Annotated in this window: 16 protein-coding genes and 1 pseudogene; 7 read left to right on the top strand and 10 right to left on the bottom strand. The window is 55.5% G+C overall.

Going from position 1 to position 15664, the window contains the following annotated elements:
* Positions 1–86 precede the first annotated feature (86 nt).
* Complete coding sequence (locus tag IAI51_RS25630) at positions 87–644, bottom strand: NADPH-dependent FMN reductase (protein ID WP_187681014.1); 558 nt, start codon at positions 642–644, stop codon at positions 87–89.
* 182 nt (positions 645–826) lie between these two features.
* On the opposite strand from IAI51_RS25630, the gene IAI51_RS25625 reads away from it, so the two are divergent.
* Both IAI51_RS25625 and IAI51_RS25620 read left to right on the top strand, forming a co-directional pair.
* Entirely contained in the window at positions 827–1087 is a 261-nt protein-coding gene (locus IAI51_RS25625; protein WP_187681013.1) for a hypothetical protein, read from the top strand.
* Positions 1088–1170: 83 nt separating this feature from the next.
* Positions 1171–2064: a LysR substrate-binding domain-containing protein gene (locus IAI51_RS25620; protein ID WP_187681012.1), complete on the top strand. Its 894-nt coding sequence runs from the start codon at positions 1171–1173 to the stop codon at positions 2062–2064.
* On the opposite strand, the gene IAI51_RS25615 is transcribed toward IAI51_RS25620, so the two are convergent.
* The 3 genes from IAI51_RS25615 to dnaQ form a co-directional block, all read right to left on the bottom strand.
* Complete coding sequence (locus tag IAI51_RS25615) at positions 2030–2644, bottom strand: GNAT family N-acetyltransferase (RefSeq protein WP_187681011.1); 615 nt, start codon at positions 2642–2644, stop codon at positions 2030–2032. The two genes, IAI51_RS25620 and IAI51_RS25615, sit on opposite strands and share 35 nt — an antisense overlap.
* A 14-nt stretch (positions 2645–2658) precedes the next feature.
* Complete coding sequence (locus IAI51_RS25610) at positions 2659–4914, bottom strand: Orn/Lys/Arg decarboxylase N-terminal domain-containing protein (protein ID WP_187681010.1); 2256 nt, start codon at positions 4912–4914, stop codon at positions 2659–2661.
* Positions 4915–5040: 126 nt separating this feature from the next.
* Complete coding sequence (gene dnaQ, locus IAI51_RS25605) at positions 5041–5799, bottom strand: DNA polymerase III subunit epsilon (RefSeq protein WP_187681009.1); 759 nt, start codon at positions 5797–5799, stop codon at positions 5041–5043.
* 188 nt (positions 5800–5987) lie between these two features.
* On the opposite strand from dnaQ, the gene IAI51_RS25600 reads away from it, so the two are divergent.
* Positions 5988–6293, top strand: a complete 306-nt coding sequence (locus tag IAI51_RS25600; RefSeq protein WP_187681008.1) for a DUF2388 domain-containing protein — start codon at positions 5988–5990, stop codon at positions 6291–6293.
* A 112-nt stretch (positions 6294–6405) separates the two neighbouring features.
* On the opposite strand, the gene IAI51_RS25595 is transcribed toward IAI51_RS25600, so the two are convergent.
* Together IAI51_RS25595 and IAI51_RS25590 are read right to left on the bottom strand one after the other, a co-directional pair.
* Positions 6406–7506, bottom strand: coding sequence for a polyamine ABC transporter substrate-binding protein (locus IAI51_RS25595; RefSeq protein ID WP_187681007.1), 1101 nt, complete (start codon positions 7504–7506; stop codon positions 6406–6408).
* Between the two features lie 252 nt (positions 7507–7758).
* Positions 7759–9165: a purine-cytosine permease family protein gene (locus IAI51_RS25590; protein WP_187681006.1), complete on the bottom strand. Its 1407-nt coding sequence runs from the start codon at positions 9163–9165 to the stop codon at positions 7759–7761.
* A 324-nt stretch (positions 9166–9489) separates the two neighbouring features.
* On the opposite strand from IAI51_RS25590, the gene IAI51_RS25585 reads away from it, so the two are divergent.
* Together IAI51_RS25585 and IAI51_RS25580 are read left to right on the top strand one after the other, a co-directional pair.
* Positions 9490–9975 carry a flavin reductase family protein gene (locus tag IAI51_RS25585; protein ID WP_187681005.1) on the top strand — a complete coding sequence of 162 codons (486 nt, stop codon included), beginning with the start codon at positions 9490–9492 and terminating at the stop codon, positions 9973–9975.
* Positions 9976–10043: 68 nt separating this feature from the next.
* Positions 10044–11087: an LLM class flavin-dependent oxidoreductase gene (locus tag IAI51_RS25580; RefSeq protein ID WP_187681004.1), complete on the top strand. Its 1044-nt coding sequence runs from the start codon at positions 10044–10046 to the stop codon at positions 11085–11087.
* Between the two features lie 84 nt (positions 11088–11171).
* Here the strand turns inward: IAI51_RS25580 and IAI51_RS25575 are convergent, their stop codons facing one another.
* Positions 11172–12179: a glycosyltransferase family 2 protein gene (locus IAI51_RS25575; protein ID WP_187681003.1), complete on the bottom strand. Its 1008-nt coding sequence runs from the start codon at positions 12177–12179 to the stop codon at positions 11172–11174.
* Positions 12180–12566: 387 nt separating this feature from the next.
* Here IAI51_RS25575 and IAI51_RS25570 point away from each other — a divergent pair.
* Together IAI51_RS25570 and IAI51_RS25565 are read left to right on the top strand one after the other, a co-directional pair.
* Positions 12567–12674, top strand: a pseudogene (locus tag IAI51_RS25570) (LLM class flavin-dependent oxidoreductase); the annotation flags it as partial.
* Positions 12675–13048: 374 nt separating this feature from the next.
* A complete protein-coding gene (locus tag IAI51_RS25565; RefSeq protein WP_187681002.1) occupies positions 13049–13321 on the top strand; it encodes a hypothetical protein in 273 nt (90 codons plus the stop codon).
* A 444-nt stretch (positions 13322–13765) separates the two neighbouring features.
* Here the strand turns inward: IAI51_RS25565 and IAI51_RS25560 are convergent, their stop codons facing one another.
* The 3 genes from IAI51_RS25560 to IAI51_RS25550 form a co-directional block, all read right to left on the bottom strand.
* Positions 13766–14002 (bottom strand): hypothetical protein, encoded by a 237-nt coding sequence (locus tag IAI51_RS25560; protein WP_187681001.1) that lies wholly within the window; start codon positions 14000–14002, stop codon positions 13766–13768.
* 112 nt (positions 14003–14114) lie between these two features.
* Positions 14115–14426, bottom strand: coding sequence for a hypothetical protein (locus IAI51_RS25555; RefSeq protein ID WP_187681000.1), 312 nt, complete (start codon positions 14424–14426; stop codon positions 14115–14117).
* 593 nt (positions 14427–15019) lie between these two features.
* Positions 15020–15658: a hypothetical protein gene (locus IAI51_RS25550; RefSeq protein ID WP_187680999.1), complete on the bottom strand. Its 639-nt coding sequence runs from the start codon at positions 15656–15658 to the stop codon at positions 15020–15022.
* Positions 15659–15664 lie beyond the last annotated feature (6 nt).

The raw sequence follows: 15664 nt of genomic DNA, 5'->3' as shown, positions 1-15664 counted from the left end.
CTGCTCGCGATAGCGGTATGTCAATCAGTCGACTGACATACCGCTATCGCGAGCAGGCTCACTCCTACATTTGTCCCATATAAGAATTACTTTTTGTGTTGTTCTACGAATTGTCCGTAAGCATCTATGAATTTTTGCAGGAACGGCTTCACCGATTCACTCAATTTGCCCGCCTCATCGAACGCCGAACCCGCGCCACCCAGATACGCTTCAGGCTGCTGCATGCACGGCACATCGAGAAACACAAAGGACTGGCGCAGATGCTGGTTGGCGCCAAATCCGCCGATGGCGCCCGGCGATACGCTGATCACCGCACCCGGCTTGCCGCTCCAGACGCTCTTGCCGTAAGGCCGCGAACCAACATCGATGGCATTCTTCAAGGGTGCGGGCACCGAACGGTTGTATTCGGGCGTCACAAACAGCACCGCGTCGGATGAACCCACTTTTTGCCGGAAAGTGCTGTAGGCTGCCGGCGGAGAATCGCCGTCAATGTCTTCGTTATAGAGTGGCAGATCACCAATCTCGACAATCTCAAGCTTGAGGTTGGCCGGGGCCAGTTCCGCCAGCGCCAGAGCGACTTTGCGATTGATCGAAGCTTTACGCAGGCTGCCGACCACTACGGCGACGTTGTAGACATTGCTCATGGAAGACTCTCGATGTCCGTGGGAGGAGCCACAAGTTATAGATGATCCGGTGCCGGTTCCACCAGCAAACGAGGGAAATTCCCGCATGCTGATTATTTTTTTCCTGTAGGAAAACTTACAGGCCTTGATGAAGGTCTACCAAGCCGCAAATCAAGCGTTTTATCTCCAGAGGTTCTAAGCAGATGGCAGCAGTACTCGTCGGTCAGTTCCATGCAAGAGATGCGGAAGGCCGCGTTTATTCCGTGCATGAATTCCAGGAATCCAACCCGTCGGTAGACGGTCTCGCTGGCATGGAGCCTGCTACCACTTACAAACTGGCCATTGGCGATCGTGTCAACAAGGTCAGTGACAACGAGTTTTTGCTGGTTCAATCGGGCGTCACGATCGTTCGCGAGCCTGACACCTACGTCGGCAGCCTGCCGGAAACCACCGTCGCCTCATAACCCTGTGTTATGAGCAGAAGTCATATGCGCAGACTTGGGGTAGGATTCAGCCTGCCCCCACCTGCTGAACATGGACTTCACGCATGCGTTTACGTCATATCGAAGTGATTCAGGCGCTCTTGCAGACCGGTCACCTGGGCACCGCCGCCGAATGGCTGCAATTGCCGGTTACCGAAGTCGAAGAGCGCTTGCGCGAAGCCGAGAGTCAGTTGGGGTTCATGCTGTTCGCCAGCGTTCGCGGGCGTCTGCAATCGACGCCAGAAGCCCGGGCGTTGCAGGTTGAAATCGCGCACGTTTACGAAGCACTGGAGCCGGTGCAACGATTGGCCAGTAGCCTCAAGCAATACCTCGCCCCGCCCGTATGCATCATTGGCACTCCGCCACTCACCCAGCAGTTATTGCCGCAAAGCCTGGCCGCCCTGCGCCGGCGCTTGCCCGATGCACCTTGCAACCTGCTCAGCGCACCGACCCGCGACATCGTCCGCAGCCTGTTGCTGCGCGAGAGTGACCTGGGCCTGAGTCTGCATGATCCTGAGCACCCCGACATTGATTGCCAGCCGCTGGCACAGGGCAAACTGCAACTGCTGGCACCCCACGGCTGGCTGCAACCGAAGCAGAAATACATTTCCCTGCAGGATCTGGCCGGGCAAGCGATGGTCGGCCTCGAAGGTCAGGACCCGCTGAGCCCGGCGCTGGAAAACAAACTCCAGGCACTGCGCCCCGCCCCAAGCATCCAGACCCGGGTACAAACCCACCAGATGATGCGCAGCATGGTCGAGGCCGGTGAAGGGCTGGCCATTGTCGATCCGTTTACCGCGTTAGGCGCCCGCGCTGCCGGGCTGGATGTCTGCCCGCTGTCCCCCGCCGTGCCGATCAGCCTCTATGCCTTGACCTTCAAGCACGCAGAGCCGTCTTCGGCGATTCAGACGTTACTGGCCATCCTCACGGAACAAGCCGAGGCGATGCTGTCGAGCTGAGCGGGTTTTCCAGCGGGTTATCGAACAATCGATACCAGAACAGCGCCACTTCAGCGGTATTCGGATCAATGCCGCGATAACGCAGCTGGTCGACACCGCCGATCACGTAGCCACAACGCTCATATAAACGACAAGCCCCGAGGTTATTGTTCTGGGTTTCCAGCATGATGCCGGGCAACTTCTTCTTGCGGCTCCAGAACTGCGCCACATCGAGCAACGCCTTGGCGACGCCATGACGGCGGGCCGGTGCGTGCACCGCCAGTTCATCGATATGGGCAAAGCCGTTCCAGTTGGTGCTGATCACCAGATGGCCGACCGGTTCGTCATCGAGGTAGGCCATGAAAATCGCGCTGTCGGCGGCATTATGAAAACTGCTGAACTCCTCGGGATCAATGCCGTAGCACTTGCGGTACGGCACGATCGGCGTTACCAGCCACTGTTCAACGGGCTTGCCGATGACCGCGGCGCCATAGGCGGCGACTTCAAAACTGAAGTCGCTGCCCCAGATATAAGGCGCAAAGCCTTCATCGGCAACCCGCACCGACAGACCTGGATATTTCGGATTCATGACCGGTTGCATACTGGGATAAGTCCTCATTCCTTGACGCAATCGACGGTGTACTGCCGCCCATTGCCTTCGTCTTCATGTTGCAGTCCATGCACATCAGCGACAAAACCGGGGAAGCTGCTATCGAACGTGCGGGCAAATTTCAGGTAATCGATGATCGAGCGCGTCGATTCGGTAAAGCGCTCGCCGGGCATGATCAGGGGGATCCCTGGGGGATACGGCACCAGCATCACGGCAGCAATCCTTCCTTCCAGCCTATCAATCGGCACAGCCTCGACCTCCCCACGCACCAAATGATCGTAGGCGTGAGCCGGCTTCATGGCGATTTCCGGCAGCACCGTGTACATGCGTTTCAGATGTTTGGCCGTCGCGTTGCTGCGATAGCAGGCGTGCAGTTGATCGCATAAGTCTCGCAGGCCCATGCCGCGATAGCGCGCCGTGTCTTCTTGCGCGACACATGGCAGGCACGTCGCCAGACTGACGTTGGCGTCGTAACTGCGCTTGAACTCCAGCAACTCGGTGAGCAGCGTGCTCCATTTGCCTTTGGTGATGCCCATGGAGAACAGCACCAGAAATGAATACAGCCCGGTCTTCTCTACCACCAGCCCGCGCTCCCAAAGGAACTTGCTGACCACGGCTGCCGGTATGCCCTTCTCGCTCAACGCGCCACCGGCGTTCAGACCTGGCATCACCAGCGTGACCTTGATTGGGTCGAGCAATACGTAATCGTCGCTGACTTCACCGAACCCGTGCCATTCGGCATCCGGTTGCAGCAGCCAGTCTTCCGTTTGCACACGGTCAATGCCTTCGACGCCCGGTGGCTGCCAGATCGAAAACCACCAGTCATCAGCGGCAATGTGCTGCCGCAAATTGGCCAGCGCACGGCGGAAACTCAGGGCTTCATCAAAGGTTTCCTGCAACAGCGAGCGCCCGGCCGGGCCTTCCATCATGGCCGAGGCCACATCCAGCGAGGCGATGATGCTGTATTGCGGCGAAGTGGAGATGTGCATCATGAACGCTTCGTTGAACCGATCCCGGTCCAGTTGCCGCGCGCCGCCGTCCTGCACATGGATCATCGACGCCTGACTGAACGCGGCGAGCAGCTTATGGGTGGAATGGGTGGTAAACACCAGCGGGCTGTCTTCGCTGCGCGAGGTGGCCATGCCATAGCGCCCGGCGAAGAATTCATGAAACGCCGCATAGGCGTACCAGGCCTCGTCGAAATGCAGCACTTCGACGCTGTTGCCCAGATTCTGCTTGATCAGTTCGGCGTTGTAACAGAGGCCGTCGTAGGTCGAGTTGGTGACCACCGCCAGTTTGACTTTAGGTGCGCGGCCCTTGGTCAAAGGACTCGCGTCGATCTTGGCCTGGATCGATTCGCGGCTGAATTCGCTCAGCGGAATCGGACCGATGATCCCCAGTTCATTGCGCTCCGGGCACAGGTACAACGGAATCGCACCGGTCATGATGATCGCGTGCAGCACCGACTTGTGGCAGTTGCGATCCACCAGCACCAGATCATCGCGAGCGACCATGGAATGCCAGACGATCTTGTTGGCGGTCGAGGTGCCATTGATCACGAAAAAGGTGTGATCAGCACCAAAATTGCGCGCAGCCCGAGCCTCGGCTTCGGCGAGCGGGCCGGTGTGGTCGAGCAGCGAACCGAGTTCCGGCACCGACACCGACAAGTCCGAGCGCAGGGTGTTTTCCCCAAAGAACTGATGAAACGCCTGCCCCACCGGGCTTTTGTGATACGCCACGCCACCGCCGTGACCGGGGGTGTGCCAGGAATAGTTGGAATCGGCGGTGTGTTGCACCAGCGCCTTGAAAAACGGAGGCAGCAAACCGTCCAGATACTTTCGCGCCGCCCGCGCGACTTGCCGGGCCAGAAACGGCACGGTGTCTTCGAACAGGTAAAGGATCCCGCGCAATTGATTGAGTTCGGCCATGGCATCGGCCGGGGCGTTTTCCAGAGTGACCTGTTCGCCCAGGGCAAAGATCGGCAGATCAGGCGCACGCACCCGCGCCAGGCCGATCAGTTCGGCCATGTTCTGCAAAAGATGCGTGTTGGTGCTGGCATCCTCGGCGGCGATCAGCATGCACGCGAGGCCATGGTGGGTCGAAGCCACCAGACGCCCTTCGGTGTAGTCGGTGGCCGAAACGATACTGAAACCTTCCTGCTCCAACTCCCGGGCGATGCCACGGATACGGTCACCGGCGACGGTATCGGCCTTGATGTCGCGATGGACGATCAACACCGGAAACTTCAAATCTTTGTACATGGGGCTCAGTGTCCTGAGGCAGCAGCGGATTCAAATCCGCCAATGCACTCAGCGTAGAGGGTTGCAGTGAAAGTGGCGAGGGTGGCCACTTGTCAGTACTGCCAAAAGTAAAAGATCTTTTGCTCTTCAGGCCTGCGCATCGGCTTCTGTGATCTGCGTCCACAGCGCCGGACCGCCAGCGGATTTGGCGATGATTTCCAGACGCACCAAGTGAGCGGCCAGTTCATCCTCCGTCGCGCGAATGATCCGCGCTGGCTGGCGATCGGCCGGCAAGCGACGGATTTCCGTGGCGGAGTTATCCGCGCCTTCCCCAGTACCATTACCGTCGGAAGCGTTGCCGGCCAACGACAGGCTGGTCTGGCCCCCGGTCATGGTCAGGTAAACGTCGGCGAGAATCTCCGAGTCGAGCAAAGCGCCGTGCAGTTCACGGCCGGAGTTGTCGACGCCATAACGTTTGCACAACGCATCGAGGCTGTTGCGCTGCCCCGGGTGACGTTCCCGGGCCATCATCAGGGTATCGAGGATCGAGCAGTGCTGCGTGATGTCGGCGCGATCCTGCTGGCCCATCAAGGCGAATTCGTTGTTGATGAAGCCAACGTCGAACGCCGCGTTATGGATGATCAGCTGCGCGCCCTTGATGAACTCGAAGAACTCATCAGCGACTTCAGCAAAGCGCGGCTTGCCCACCAGGAATTCGTTGGTGATGCCGTGGACGCCGATGGCGCCTTCATCACTCTCGCGATCCGGTTGCAGGTAAACGTGAAAGTGCCGGCCCGTCAGGCGCCGACCGATCAGTTCGACACAGCCGATTTCGATAATCCGGTGACCATCGGTCACCGGCATGCCGGTGGTTTCGGTATCGAGTACAACGGATCTGGTGGCCATCAGTGCTCAGCTCTCAACGGGTCTATCGTGCAAAAACGCGGATGTTAACACGCTCGCGGCACACGTCGCGCACCGCCGGGTGATCGGCACTCATGCAGTTTTTAACAATCATTGGCAAAGTTCATAAAGTCTGCGGGGAATCGGCTTGATAGCGTTCGCGGCTGGTTTCCCACGGATTTGAATGCGTCATGAAGACTGCACAGGTTTTACTGCTTGGCGGCTGTTTGCTGGCGGCCGAAGCACATGCCACCAGTTTCGTCATCAGCACCGACATCACCCTGAGCCTGACGCTCAGCTCGAGTAAAGGGACGAGCGGATCGTTCAAGGACGACAAGGTTGTGCTGGCGGCCAAGGACGATGCGGCGGCGTTTGTGGCCAGTGCCGGAGAGATTCGCGGAGCGCGAATGGAGGCGGCGTTTTTGCGGATTCGCGAGGTGCTCAAGGATCTGGATTACACCGATCAGCAGTTGGCTGAAGCCATATTGATCCTGTGAATCGGCGTTATTGTCGTGATCCGCTGCCAAACCCGCTACGCGGCTCTGCGGGAGAAGCCCAGAGCGCGAGAGTCGCGCTCTAGTCTGCATGCAGATAGAAGAGTTGCCGGTATTACTTATCGGACTTGATGCTGGTCCAGACCCGCGTGCGTACGCGCTCAAGTTTTTGCGGCAATGGCTGAACCACATAGAGGGTTTTCAGCGCTTCAGGGGTCGGCGTCAGATTCGGGTTGCCGGTAATCTCTTTGTTGATCAGCGCCATTGAATCCTTGTTCGCATTCGGGTAACCGAGGAAATCACTGATCGGCGCAATCACCTTCGGATCGAGCAAGGTGTTGAGGAATTCGTGGGCTTCAGCGACGTTCTTCGCGCTCTTCGGAATCGCGAACGTGTCGAACCAGATCGGGGCGCCCTCCTTCGGCAAGCGCCAGTCGACCACCACGCCGTTGCCCGCCTCTTTGGCGCGGTTGCCGAACTGGTAGAAGCTGCCCGAGTAACCGATGGCCACGCAGATGTCGCCGTTGGCGATGTCGGTCATGTATTTGGCCGAGTTGAAATAGGTCACGTACGGACGAACCTTGAGCATCAACTCCTTGGCTTTTTCATAGTCGGCGGGGTTCTGGCTGTTCGGGTCGAGACCGAGATAATGCAGGGCCAGCGGCAGGATCTCCGTCGGCGAATCGAGCATCGCCACGCCGCAGGATTTGAGTTTTTCCATGTTCTCGGGTTTGAACACCAGATCCCAGCTGTCGACTGGAGCGTTCTCGCCCAGCGCAGCCTTGACCTTGGCCGGGTTGAAGCCGATCAGCACGGTACCGACCATGTACGGCACGCCGTACTGGTTACCCGGATCGTTCTTGCCCAGCAGCTTCAACAGTTCCGGATCCTGGTGGCTCCAGTTTGGTAGCTTGGACTTGTCGAGTTTCTGGAAAACACCAGCCTTGATCTGCGTATCGAGAAACTGGTTGGACGGCACCACCAGATCGTAGCCAGAGTTACCGGTCAGCAATTTGGCTTCCAGGGATTCGTTGGTGTCGAAGGTGTCCCAGGTCACTTTGATGCCGTTTTTTGCGGCGAAATCCTTGGGCACGGACGGCAGGATGTAATCCGCCCAGTTGTACACCCGCAACTCGCGCTGCTCAGCCTGGACGGCGCTGGCCAGCAGCGTCAGCCCACACACGGTGGCACCCAGTATGCGTTTCATCGTGACCATGGTTGTTTCCCCAGAATGCGACGTGAGTTCGATGGTTTTTATGTTCTGTACACGGCAGCGGCTTTAAAGGTAGCCGAGGGCAAAAAAGGTCTGGCGTCTCGTTATGGCCCTGATTCTTGCTGACAGCGTAGACGGATCACAGAGGGCGATTGGCCAAAAGGGGATCGATGTGGCCAATTTGAATGTCCGCCAGAATACGGAAACAATAATGCCCGGCGATTGGCCGGGCATTGTTAGTACTGCAGACGCAGATCAGTCGGTGTAACCCAACCTCGCCGCCCTGCTCTGCTGAGTCTGTCCACGCGTCGCGAGGCAGTAATACAGCGGAACCGTCACCACCAGGCCGACCAGCCACGACAGGTCCGCACCCTCCACCAGATTGGCGTAAGGCCCGATGTACAGCGAAGTGTTGGCAAACGGCAACTGGACGAGGATGCCGATGAAATAGGCAATGATCGCGTGCAGGTTGAAGCGCCCGTAAATTCCACCGTCCGCACGGAAGATCGAGGTGATGTCGTAGCAGCCTCGCTTGATCAGGTAGAAGTCGATCAGATTGATCGTCGCCCACGGCACCAGTACCAGCAACAGCGCGAGAATCAGACCGATGAACTCGGAAATGAAATCCGCCGACGCGCCGAGTGCGACCACGCAGCAACCGGCCAATATCACACTCGACAGCACCACGCGTACCTTGATGCTCGGTGTCCATTGGCTGGCGAAGGTCTGGATAGACGTAATGATCGACAGCACCGCACCATACAGATTGAGCGCGTTGTGGCTGATGATATTGAGCAGGAACAGCACCATCAGAATCGGCCCCAGCCACCCGGTGGACTGCTTCACCGCGACCATCGCTTCAGTGCCTTCCGGCGTTGCCAGCACCGCCACCGCGCCGAAGCTGAACGACAGAATCGTGCCCAGCGTTGCGCCCAGATACGTAGCCCAAAACGGCTTGGCGATGCCGATGTCCGCCGGCAGATAACGCGAATAGTCGGACACGTACGGGGAAAAACTGATCTGCCAGATAATCCCCAGCGACACCGTCGCCAGCCAGCCGGACAGATTGAAACTACCGCGCGTTAAAAAGTCTGCCGGCAAGTCGTGGGCGAAAATGTAGAGAAAACCGGCGAGCAGCGCGCCACCCATCACCCAAGTGCCGATGCGGTTCAGCGTATGGATGAAGTTGTAGCCGATCACGCCGATCGCCGTGGCTGCCAACGCACCGATCAGAATGCTCAGCGGTGCTGGCACTGACGGTGCGATACCGACGATGGATTTACCCGCCAGCACAATGTTGGAAATGAAGAACCCGATGTAGATGATCGCCGCAAAGAACACGATCAACAGCGCGCCATAACGGCCGAACTGACCGCGACTCTGGACCATTTGCGGAATGCCCATGCGCGGGCCTTGCGCCGACGCCAGCGCAATCACCACGCCACCGACCATGTGCCCCAGCGCAATCGCCAACAGCCCCCAGAGCAGATCGAGATGGAACACCTGAACCACCATGGCGCCGGTGACGATGGGCAGTGGCGCAATGTTGGTGCTGAACCAAAGGGTGAAAAGGTCGCGGGCCTTCCCGTGGCGTTCCGCGAGTGGGACGTAGTCGACCGTGTGATTCTCGATCAACGGATCTTGCCGGGACATCTGGGACATATGCATGAACTCGAGTTTGTCTGTTCTTATCGTTGTATGAAGCCAAACCGGGAGGACTCTCTGGTCGCCCCTCAGATGCGAACCATATTATGGTATTCCAAACATTTCACAAGACTGATCCGCAGTTTGCGGCGCTATCTGATCCGCCATCCTCGCTGAAACAGCGGCTTCTAGAACAGCCGAAAGCCCCATAGATAGGCAGTTTCCGACGAACGCAGCACGTTTATCGGTTCAGCTTAAAAGCTCTTGCAAAGATTATTTTGTGGTATACCATCAGACCAATAAATACATAAAAACAGCGTCACACCACCCGAGGACTTTCCAATGATCGATGCCGCCATCTACAAACAAGTCATGGGCTCGTTCCCGTCCGGCGTAACCGTTATCACCACGCTGGATGATGACGGCCAGATTGTCGGCCTGACCGCCAGCGCCTTCAGTTCGTTGTCGATGGACCCGGCGCTGGTGCTGTTCTGCCCCAACTACAGCTCCGACTCCTACCCTGTGCTGATCAAGAACAAACGCTTTGCGATCCACTTTCTGTCCGGCGGCCAGCAAAACGAAGCCTACGCCTTCGCCCGTAAAGGCAAGGACAAGGCACAAGGCATCGAGTGGACGTTGAGCGAACTGGGCAACCCGATCCTGGCCAACGCGACGGCTATCATCGAGTGTGAGTTGTGGCGCGAATACGAAGGCGGCGACCACGCCATCATGGTCGGCGCGGTGAAGAATCTGATCGTCCCCGAGCAGCACACCGGGCCGCTGGTGTATTGCCACGGCAAGATGGGTGCCCTGCCCGCTTTCGCCTGATCCCTACGATTACCACTCCGTCAGGTCCGCACACGACCGGCCAATAACAAAAGATCCGAGGTAGCGTCATGAAATTTTCCCTGTTCATCCACATGGAACGCTGGGACGAAAGCGTCAGCCACCGCCAACTGTTCGAAGACCTGACCGAACTGACCCTGATGGCCGAGGCCGGTGGTTTCAGCACCGTGTGGATCGGCGAACACCACGCCATGGAATACACCATCTCGCCAAGCCCGATGCCGCTGCTCGCCTACCTCGCGGCCAAAACCACCACCATTCACCTTGGCGCCGGCACCATCATCGCGCCGTTCTGGCACCCGCTGCGGGTCGCCGGTGAATGCGCCTTGCTCGACGTGATCAGCAACGGCCGCATGGAAGTCGGTCTGGCACGCGGCGCTTATCAAGTTGAATTCGATCGCATGGCCGGCGGCATGCCAGCATCAAGCGGTGGCCAGGCCCTGCGGGAAATGGTCCCGGTAGTCCGCGCCCTGTGGCAAGGCGACTACGCCCACGACGGCGACATCTGGAAATTCCCCACCTCCACCAGCGTGCCGAAACCAATCCAGAAGCCCAATCCACCAATGTGGATCGCCGCCCGCGACCCGGACTCGCACAACTTCGCCGTGGCCAACGGTTGCAACGTCATGGTCACACCGCTGATGAAAGGCGACGAAGAAGTCCTCGACCTGAAGAACAAATTCCAGACCGCGTTGGACAACAACCCCGACGTGCCGCGCCCGCAATTGATGGTGCTGCGCCATACCCACGTTCACACCGATGATAATCCGGACGGCTGGAAAGTCGGCGCGAAAGCGATCTCACGCTTCTATCGCACCTTCGATGCATGGTTTGGCAACAAGGAGACGCCGGTCAATGGCTTCCTAGCCCCGAGCCCGGAAGAGAAGTTTGCCGGACGTCCGGAGTTTGAGCTGGAGAGTCTGCACAAGACGGCGATGATTGGTACGCCGGAAGAGATCATTCCGCGCATCAAGTACTACCAGGAACTGGGGGTGGATGAGTTCAGTTTCTGGTGTGATAACAGCCTGCCGCATGAAGAGAAGAAGAAGTCGCTGGAGTTGTTTATCAAGCATGTGGTGCCGGCGTTTCGCTGAAATAAACCTCTGTGCTCCACAACAAAAAAGGGCGAATTCAACTATGTGAATTCGCCCTTTTTTCATTTTTGTTTCAGCTCGAAACTAACCCTGAACCGACGCCCTGCGACTTTTGCGCAGCTGCTTCACCGTGAAGCGCAACTTGCGTATCCCGTGAGCAACGCGCGGAAACATCAACATCCAGCGAGGATGCAGTTTCACCCCACAATCACGACTATCTTGCCGCGTCATCGCCGTGATCTGTTTTGGTAGCGGCACACCATACTTGATGCACTTGGTAATCAGTGCATTGACGTTGCGCTCCATGAAGTTCAGGGCAACTTCCCGTCCCGCATTGAACGAAACGATGTGTTTCTTCAACGCTGCCAAGGTGTCGCGATACGCGGCATAACTACCCATCACGTACTCGACATCCTTATGGCTTTGCGTCAGCGAGCCGCTCCTGACCCGTTGAAAGTAATAGTCCGCCGCGGTGGCAAACGTGGCTTGGCTGTGCAGATAAATGTTCATGCTGAACACATGATCTTCGTGGGCCCGACCTTCCAGGCGCACCGCAAAACGCTCGCACACCGAGCGCTTGAAAATGTATTGCCACGTTGCCGCGTGATACTTGCCGGACAAAATCAGATCTTCCAGCAAGTCGCGGCCAGCATCGAACCAGCCATTACGGCTGGCGGCGGTATTACGTCGCAACAGTTGCTTCTTGCCGTCCACCTCGGTGTACGAACGCTTGGAGAAATAAAACAATTCAAGCGCCGGGTTGGCCTGAACCTGTTCGACCAGCGTACTGAACATTTCAGGGCTGACCACATCGTCCGGATCGCAGAAAAATACATACTCCCCAGTCGCCAACGCCAGGCCATTACGCCGAGCTGCACCAACACCCTGATTGACTTGGGTAACGACCTTGACTTCCGGCCGATCGCCGTAACCCGCTTCAAGCAAGGCGAGGGTTCCGTCAGTGGAGCCGTCGTTGATCAGAATGATTTCGTGCAGTGCTATAGGTTGATTGATCAGCGAATCCAGGGTTTCGGCAATGTAGGATTCAACGTTATACGTGGGGATGACGACGGATATTTTCGGAACGATCACGTTACTTCACACCTGAAACGACGGCACAAGCCGAGCGGAAAATTTGTATATAGAGGGATGCCGGACGCTCGAAGATACGGGTTCCGGAAAATCTGAATAAGCGATATCAATATGATGGCTCATGATAATGCGGCAGCCACTCAAGGTCAAAGCCGGGTGAGCATTGGAGAGTGCGCGCAAGCCACAAACCGTTAAATCGGCTGACGCTGCAAAACATGAAGGAAATTTCGCGATTTGCCGAAGGACGTTGGCGTTACTGAATTAGGCAACGGATGACGGCAACGCCGGAAGCGAGCGACACCATCCACGCTGGAAGCGCCAAGGAGAAAATGGGGAAAGACCTTGAGGAATGGCGCCAGCACCATCATCGCGCCGTTCTGGCACCCGCTGCGGGTGGATGAGTTCAGTTTCTGGTGTGATAACGGCTTGCCGCATGAGGAGAAGAAAAAGTCGTTGGAGTTGTTGATCAAGCATGTGGTGCCGGCGTTTCGGTGAGTGTTCTGCTGATTGAGCCTGGTAGATGAAAACGCCCCAACAGTGTTTGGGGCGTTTTATTTTTGGCTATCGGCAAGAGACTACAACATCGTCGGAAGCGGCTGCCTTGCATGGCTGGAACGTTGAGGCTTATAGTCCGCCCGTTGCCCAAATGGCAACTCGGGTTTGGCGACCTGACATAACGAGTGCGAGGGCTATCTGCTTGTTTGCAGGTGTCTGCGCGTCCGCAAAACTGCTGTGTAATGGCGGTTGTGCGCGGGAGACCTTCGGGTCTGCCGGTTACTCGTTTCCGGTTCGCCAACCTGCGTACAGCTGCCACCCATCGTTTGGCGACGTGGGATGTCAGCCTCACCCACTAAACGAGGCTTTACCCAGTGCAAAGATATATCCCCTTAACCGGAATCGACCAGATCCCGGCCTCCCTGCTCATCGACACACAAGCTCCACTAGACGTCCTGCACGCCATGGCCGACTACCGCATTCGTACCGTCACCCAAGTACTGGAGAACATCGCGTTCCGCGCTGAAATTGGCTGCGACACCGTGGTGCTGTCCGACTTTTCCAAGCTATTGGCGATTCCACTGCGCGATGGTTGTGACTTGATGGATGTGATCGGCAAACGCTTGCAGGCCCAAGCGTCTGAATGAAAGAAATCGGGCAGCCTTTGGGTTGCCCTTCCAAGTAAGGCTGAACGCCTCTGGCAGATAGTCTCCACCGATCATCTAGATCGCAACTTCAGGGTGGACGCCTGTGGCAGGCGATGCCTGAATAATTACCGTATTAGCAACCTACCTCATCTTTTTAACGAGGCTTCAAGCGCGTGAAAGTCATTTGGAACGGCGCTATAAAAGCAACAGCCTCAGAAGAAAACATTGCTTTCACTATGGCGGCCAGGCTTGGAATACTGGCGTAGCTGCATTGATTTGGGTGGGGGGTGAACGTCTTGAAATGTTGGAGATACCTAAGCTCTGCGTGATGAGGTGCATCATCAAGTGCAGAGATTAGAGTAGATTTGTGGGAATCCCTCAGGGTCTGTCCGATTTCTCATCTCTATTTCAATTACGGCAACAAACGCTCACAGCCCACTAATCTTAGTGATTGAATAGTTCAAAAATCCACCTCGCCAGAATTTCCGGCGACGTGGTTTCCTTCCGAAGCTGCTCGACACCGTGATCTCTCGCCACAAGGGCAAATTTGCCAGCGTCAGAGATCTCAATATAGGGCGCACCAAACTCCTCTATTTCGGTCCCTAAGGGAAACGCCTTATAGAGTTTCCCTTGCTCATTCGCATAATTAAAAAAACAATGGACTACTTGCTCAAGCGCCACGGACTCCACCTCGAGTTTCTTTTATGAGTTTGATTTACCCGCTCAGCGACAGGACTTTCAAAAGGGGACAGATTTATTTTTAACCTGCGAAGTCAGCGTAGATAAAAATAAATCAGTCCCCTTTTCCTCCTGACTCTGAACGAAGACTTCTTAAAAACGGACTTTCTCCTCCAGAAACTTCTATTTTAAACTCGGCATAGGCTTTTTCAAGATCACTATATTTCCGTAGACCACCCTCGGTAAAGCTATAAGCACCAGGGACATCCCCCCATTCAACAGGTGACACAATCTTCCCTGCACGTGCATCAGCAATCAGTTTTGACAGAGTATAAGACAATGACTCCACCTCTGCGTCATCAAGCAAATATTGAGAGACAACTTCTTCCAACGTTTTTGCGCTTCTCTCTAACAAAAATTGATCCATTTTCAGAACTCCAACTAATTTTTAATTGTTCGAACCAACTCTGGAGCTGTCCAAGACCCACGATTTGGTACGATATATTGCATAGCACCTCCAGGCCTCGTCATCAAATCTCAAAGTTCAGTTGTAGGGGCAACTTCACTGACAAAGAAATTTGATGAAACGACTGGAGAAATTTTATAAATATCGTAAATATTTGGCTCGCTCTTAATAGGCAAACCAAAATATTCAGCAAGGCTATACCCAGATTTTGAAGCCAGTTTTAGTTCTGTCTCTGTTGTAAAAAATGGCGAATATGCGGAAACCCCCTGCCCTTTAGGAACAATTTTAACCAGTGGTGAATCTGCAAGAAAAAAGGTGCAAAAAAAGGGGACAGATTTATTTTCAACCTTTTAAGTCAGCATTGGTAAAAATAAATCTGTCCACTTTTTCTCTAGATAGGATTTCGTTAATTTTGACCGGCCGTATCAGCCCGACGTCAAGACCCCGACCAAACGTGTATTCAACGTACTTTTCAGTCTCTGCGATGGGGGAACCGGAAAACGGGAAAGACCACGTTCTCGGAGCAATACTCAAACATTAAACGCACCCTCCATTCAAACTTGTGCTTTCGGCTTAAAATCATCAACAGTTTTATTCCGCTCACTCAATAGAAACATTACGACTTTGGAGTCGAACCCTATCAAAAACTGAATAGCATCATAAATTTTCCACCCATGCAGGTTTGGTTGATCAATGATGGAGGTCAAGTGTTCCTCTACCAGAGGTAGGTATTCTGAAAAGCCCCCGCTTTTCGCAAAGTCAAAAATACCTGTTATTTCAAAGGGCAACTTATTCGCTAACAAAATAATTTTTGCCAGAGGTGCATACACCTGTGCTCTAGCAGCGTCTATTTCTCCACGATCGGCCACATTGGCAAAATAACTGGTTATTGCCATGAGTATTTGGCGATAGGTGTCATCGTATCCATGCAATCGATGTGTATAAAACCCTTGAATATCTTCAGGCTTGCCCATAATAACTTCCAGAGCATCCAAGCCATCATGGATGCCCCAACTTGTCAGTAGTTTCGCAGCCTGAAAACGTTCCTCGATGTCACTGGTAGTACGGAGCAAGTCCAGAACGGCATCAACTCTTTTCTGAGGAATATCCTCTGGATCCAAGTCACCCGCGGCCACAGCATAATCTGCACCATCTGGAATACTATTCAAAAGATCATATGTTTCAGGGCTCATAAAAAC

Origin of the sequence: Pseudomonas sp. N40(2020) (assembly GCF_014472415.1) — a bacterium.
Classification (GTDB): domain Bacteria; phylum Pseudomonadota; class Gammaproteobacteria; order Pseudomonadales; family Pseudomonadaceae; genus Aquipseudomonas.
Note: the sequence above shows the minus strand (reverse complement) of the source record. Positions and strands in the feature narration are given on the sequence as shown.

Coding starts and splice junctions, on each gene's coding strand:
- IAI51_RS25600 (WP_187681008.1), top strand. CDS start 5,988: ATGAAGACTGCACAGGTTTTACTGCTTGGCGGCTGTTTGCTGGCGGCC.
- IAI51_RS25555 (WP_187681000.1), bottom strand. CDS start 14,426: ATGGATCAATTTTTGTTAGAGAGAAGCGCAAAAACGTTGGAAGAAGTT.
- IAI51_RS25610 (WP_187681010.1), bottom strand. CDS start 4,914: ATGTACAAAGATTTGAAGTTTCCGGTGTTGATCGTCCATCGCGACATC.
- IAI51_RS25595 (WP_187681007.1), bottom strand. CDS start 7,506: ATGGTCACGATGAAACGCATACTGGGTGCCACCGTGTGTGGGCTGACG.
- IAI51_RS25550 (WP_187680999.1), bottom strand. CDS start 15,658: ATGAGCCCTGAAACATATGATCTTTTGAATAGTATTCCAGATGGTGCA.
- IAI51_RS25580 (WP_187681004.1), top strand. CDS start 10,044: ATGAAATTTTCCCTGTTCATCCACATGGAACGCTGGGACGAAAGCGTC.
- IAI51_RS25585 (WP_187681005.1), top strand. CDS start 9,490: ATGATCGATGCCGCCATCTACAAACAAGTCATGGGCTCGTTCCCGTCC.
- IAI51_RS25620 (WP_187681012.1), top strand. CDS start 1,171: ATGCGTTTACGTCATATCGAAGTGATTCAGGCGCTCTTGCAGACCGGT.
- IAI51_RS25625 (WP_187681013.1), top strand. CDS start 827: ATGGCAGCAGTACTCGTCGGTCAGTTCCATGCAAGAGATGCGGAAGGC.
- IAI51_RS25590 (WP_187681006.1), bottom strand. CDS start 9,165: ATGTCCCAGATGTCCCGGCAAGATCCGTTGATCGAGAATCACACGGTC.
- IAI51_RS25630 (WP_187681014.1), bottom strand. CDS start 644: ATGAGCAATGTCTACAACGTCGCCGTAGTGGTCGGCAGCCTGCGTAAA.
- dnaQ (WP_187681009.1), bottom strand. CDS start 5,799: ATGGCCACCAGATCCGTTGTACTCGATACCGAAACCACCGGCATGCCG.
- IAI51_RS25615 (WP_187681011.1), bottom strand. CDS start 2,644: ATGCAACCGGTCATGAATCCGAAATATCCAGGTCTGTCGGTGCGGGTT.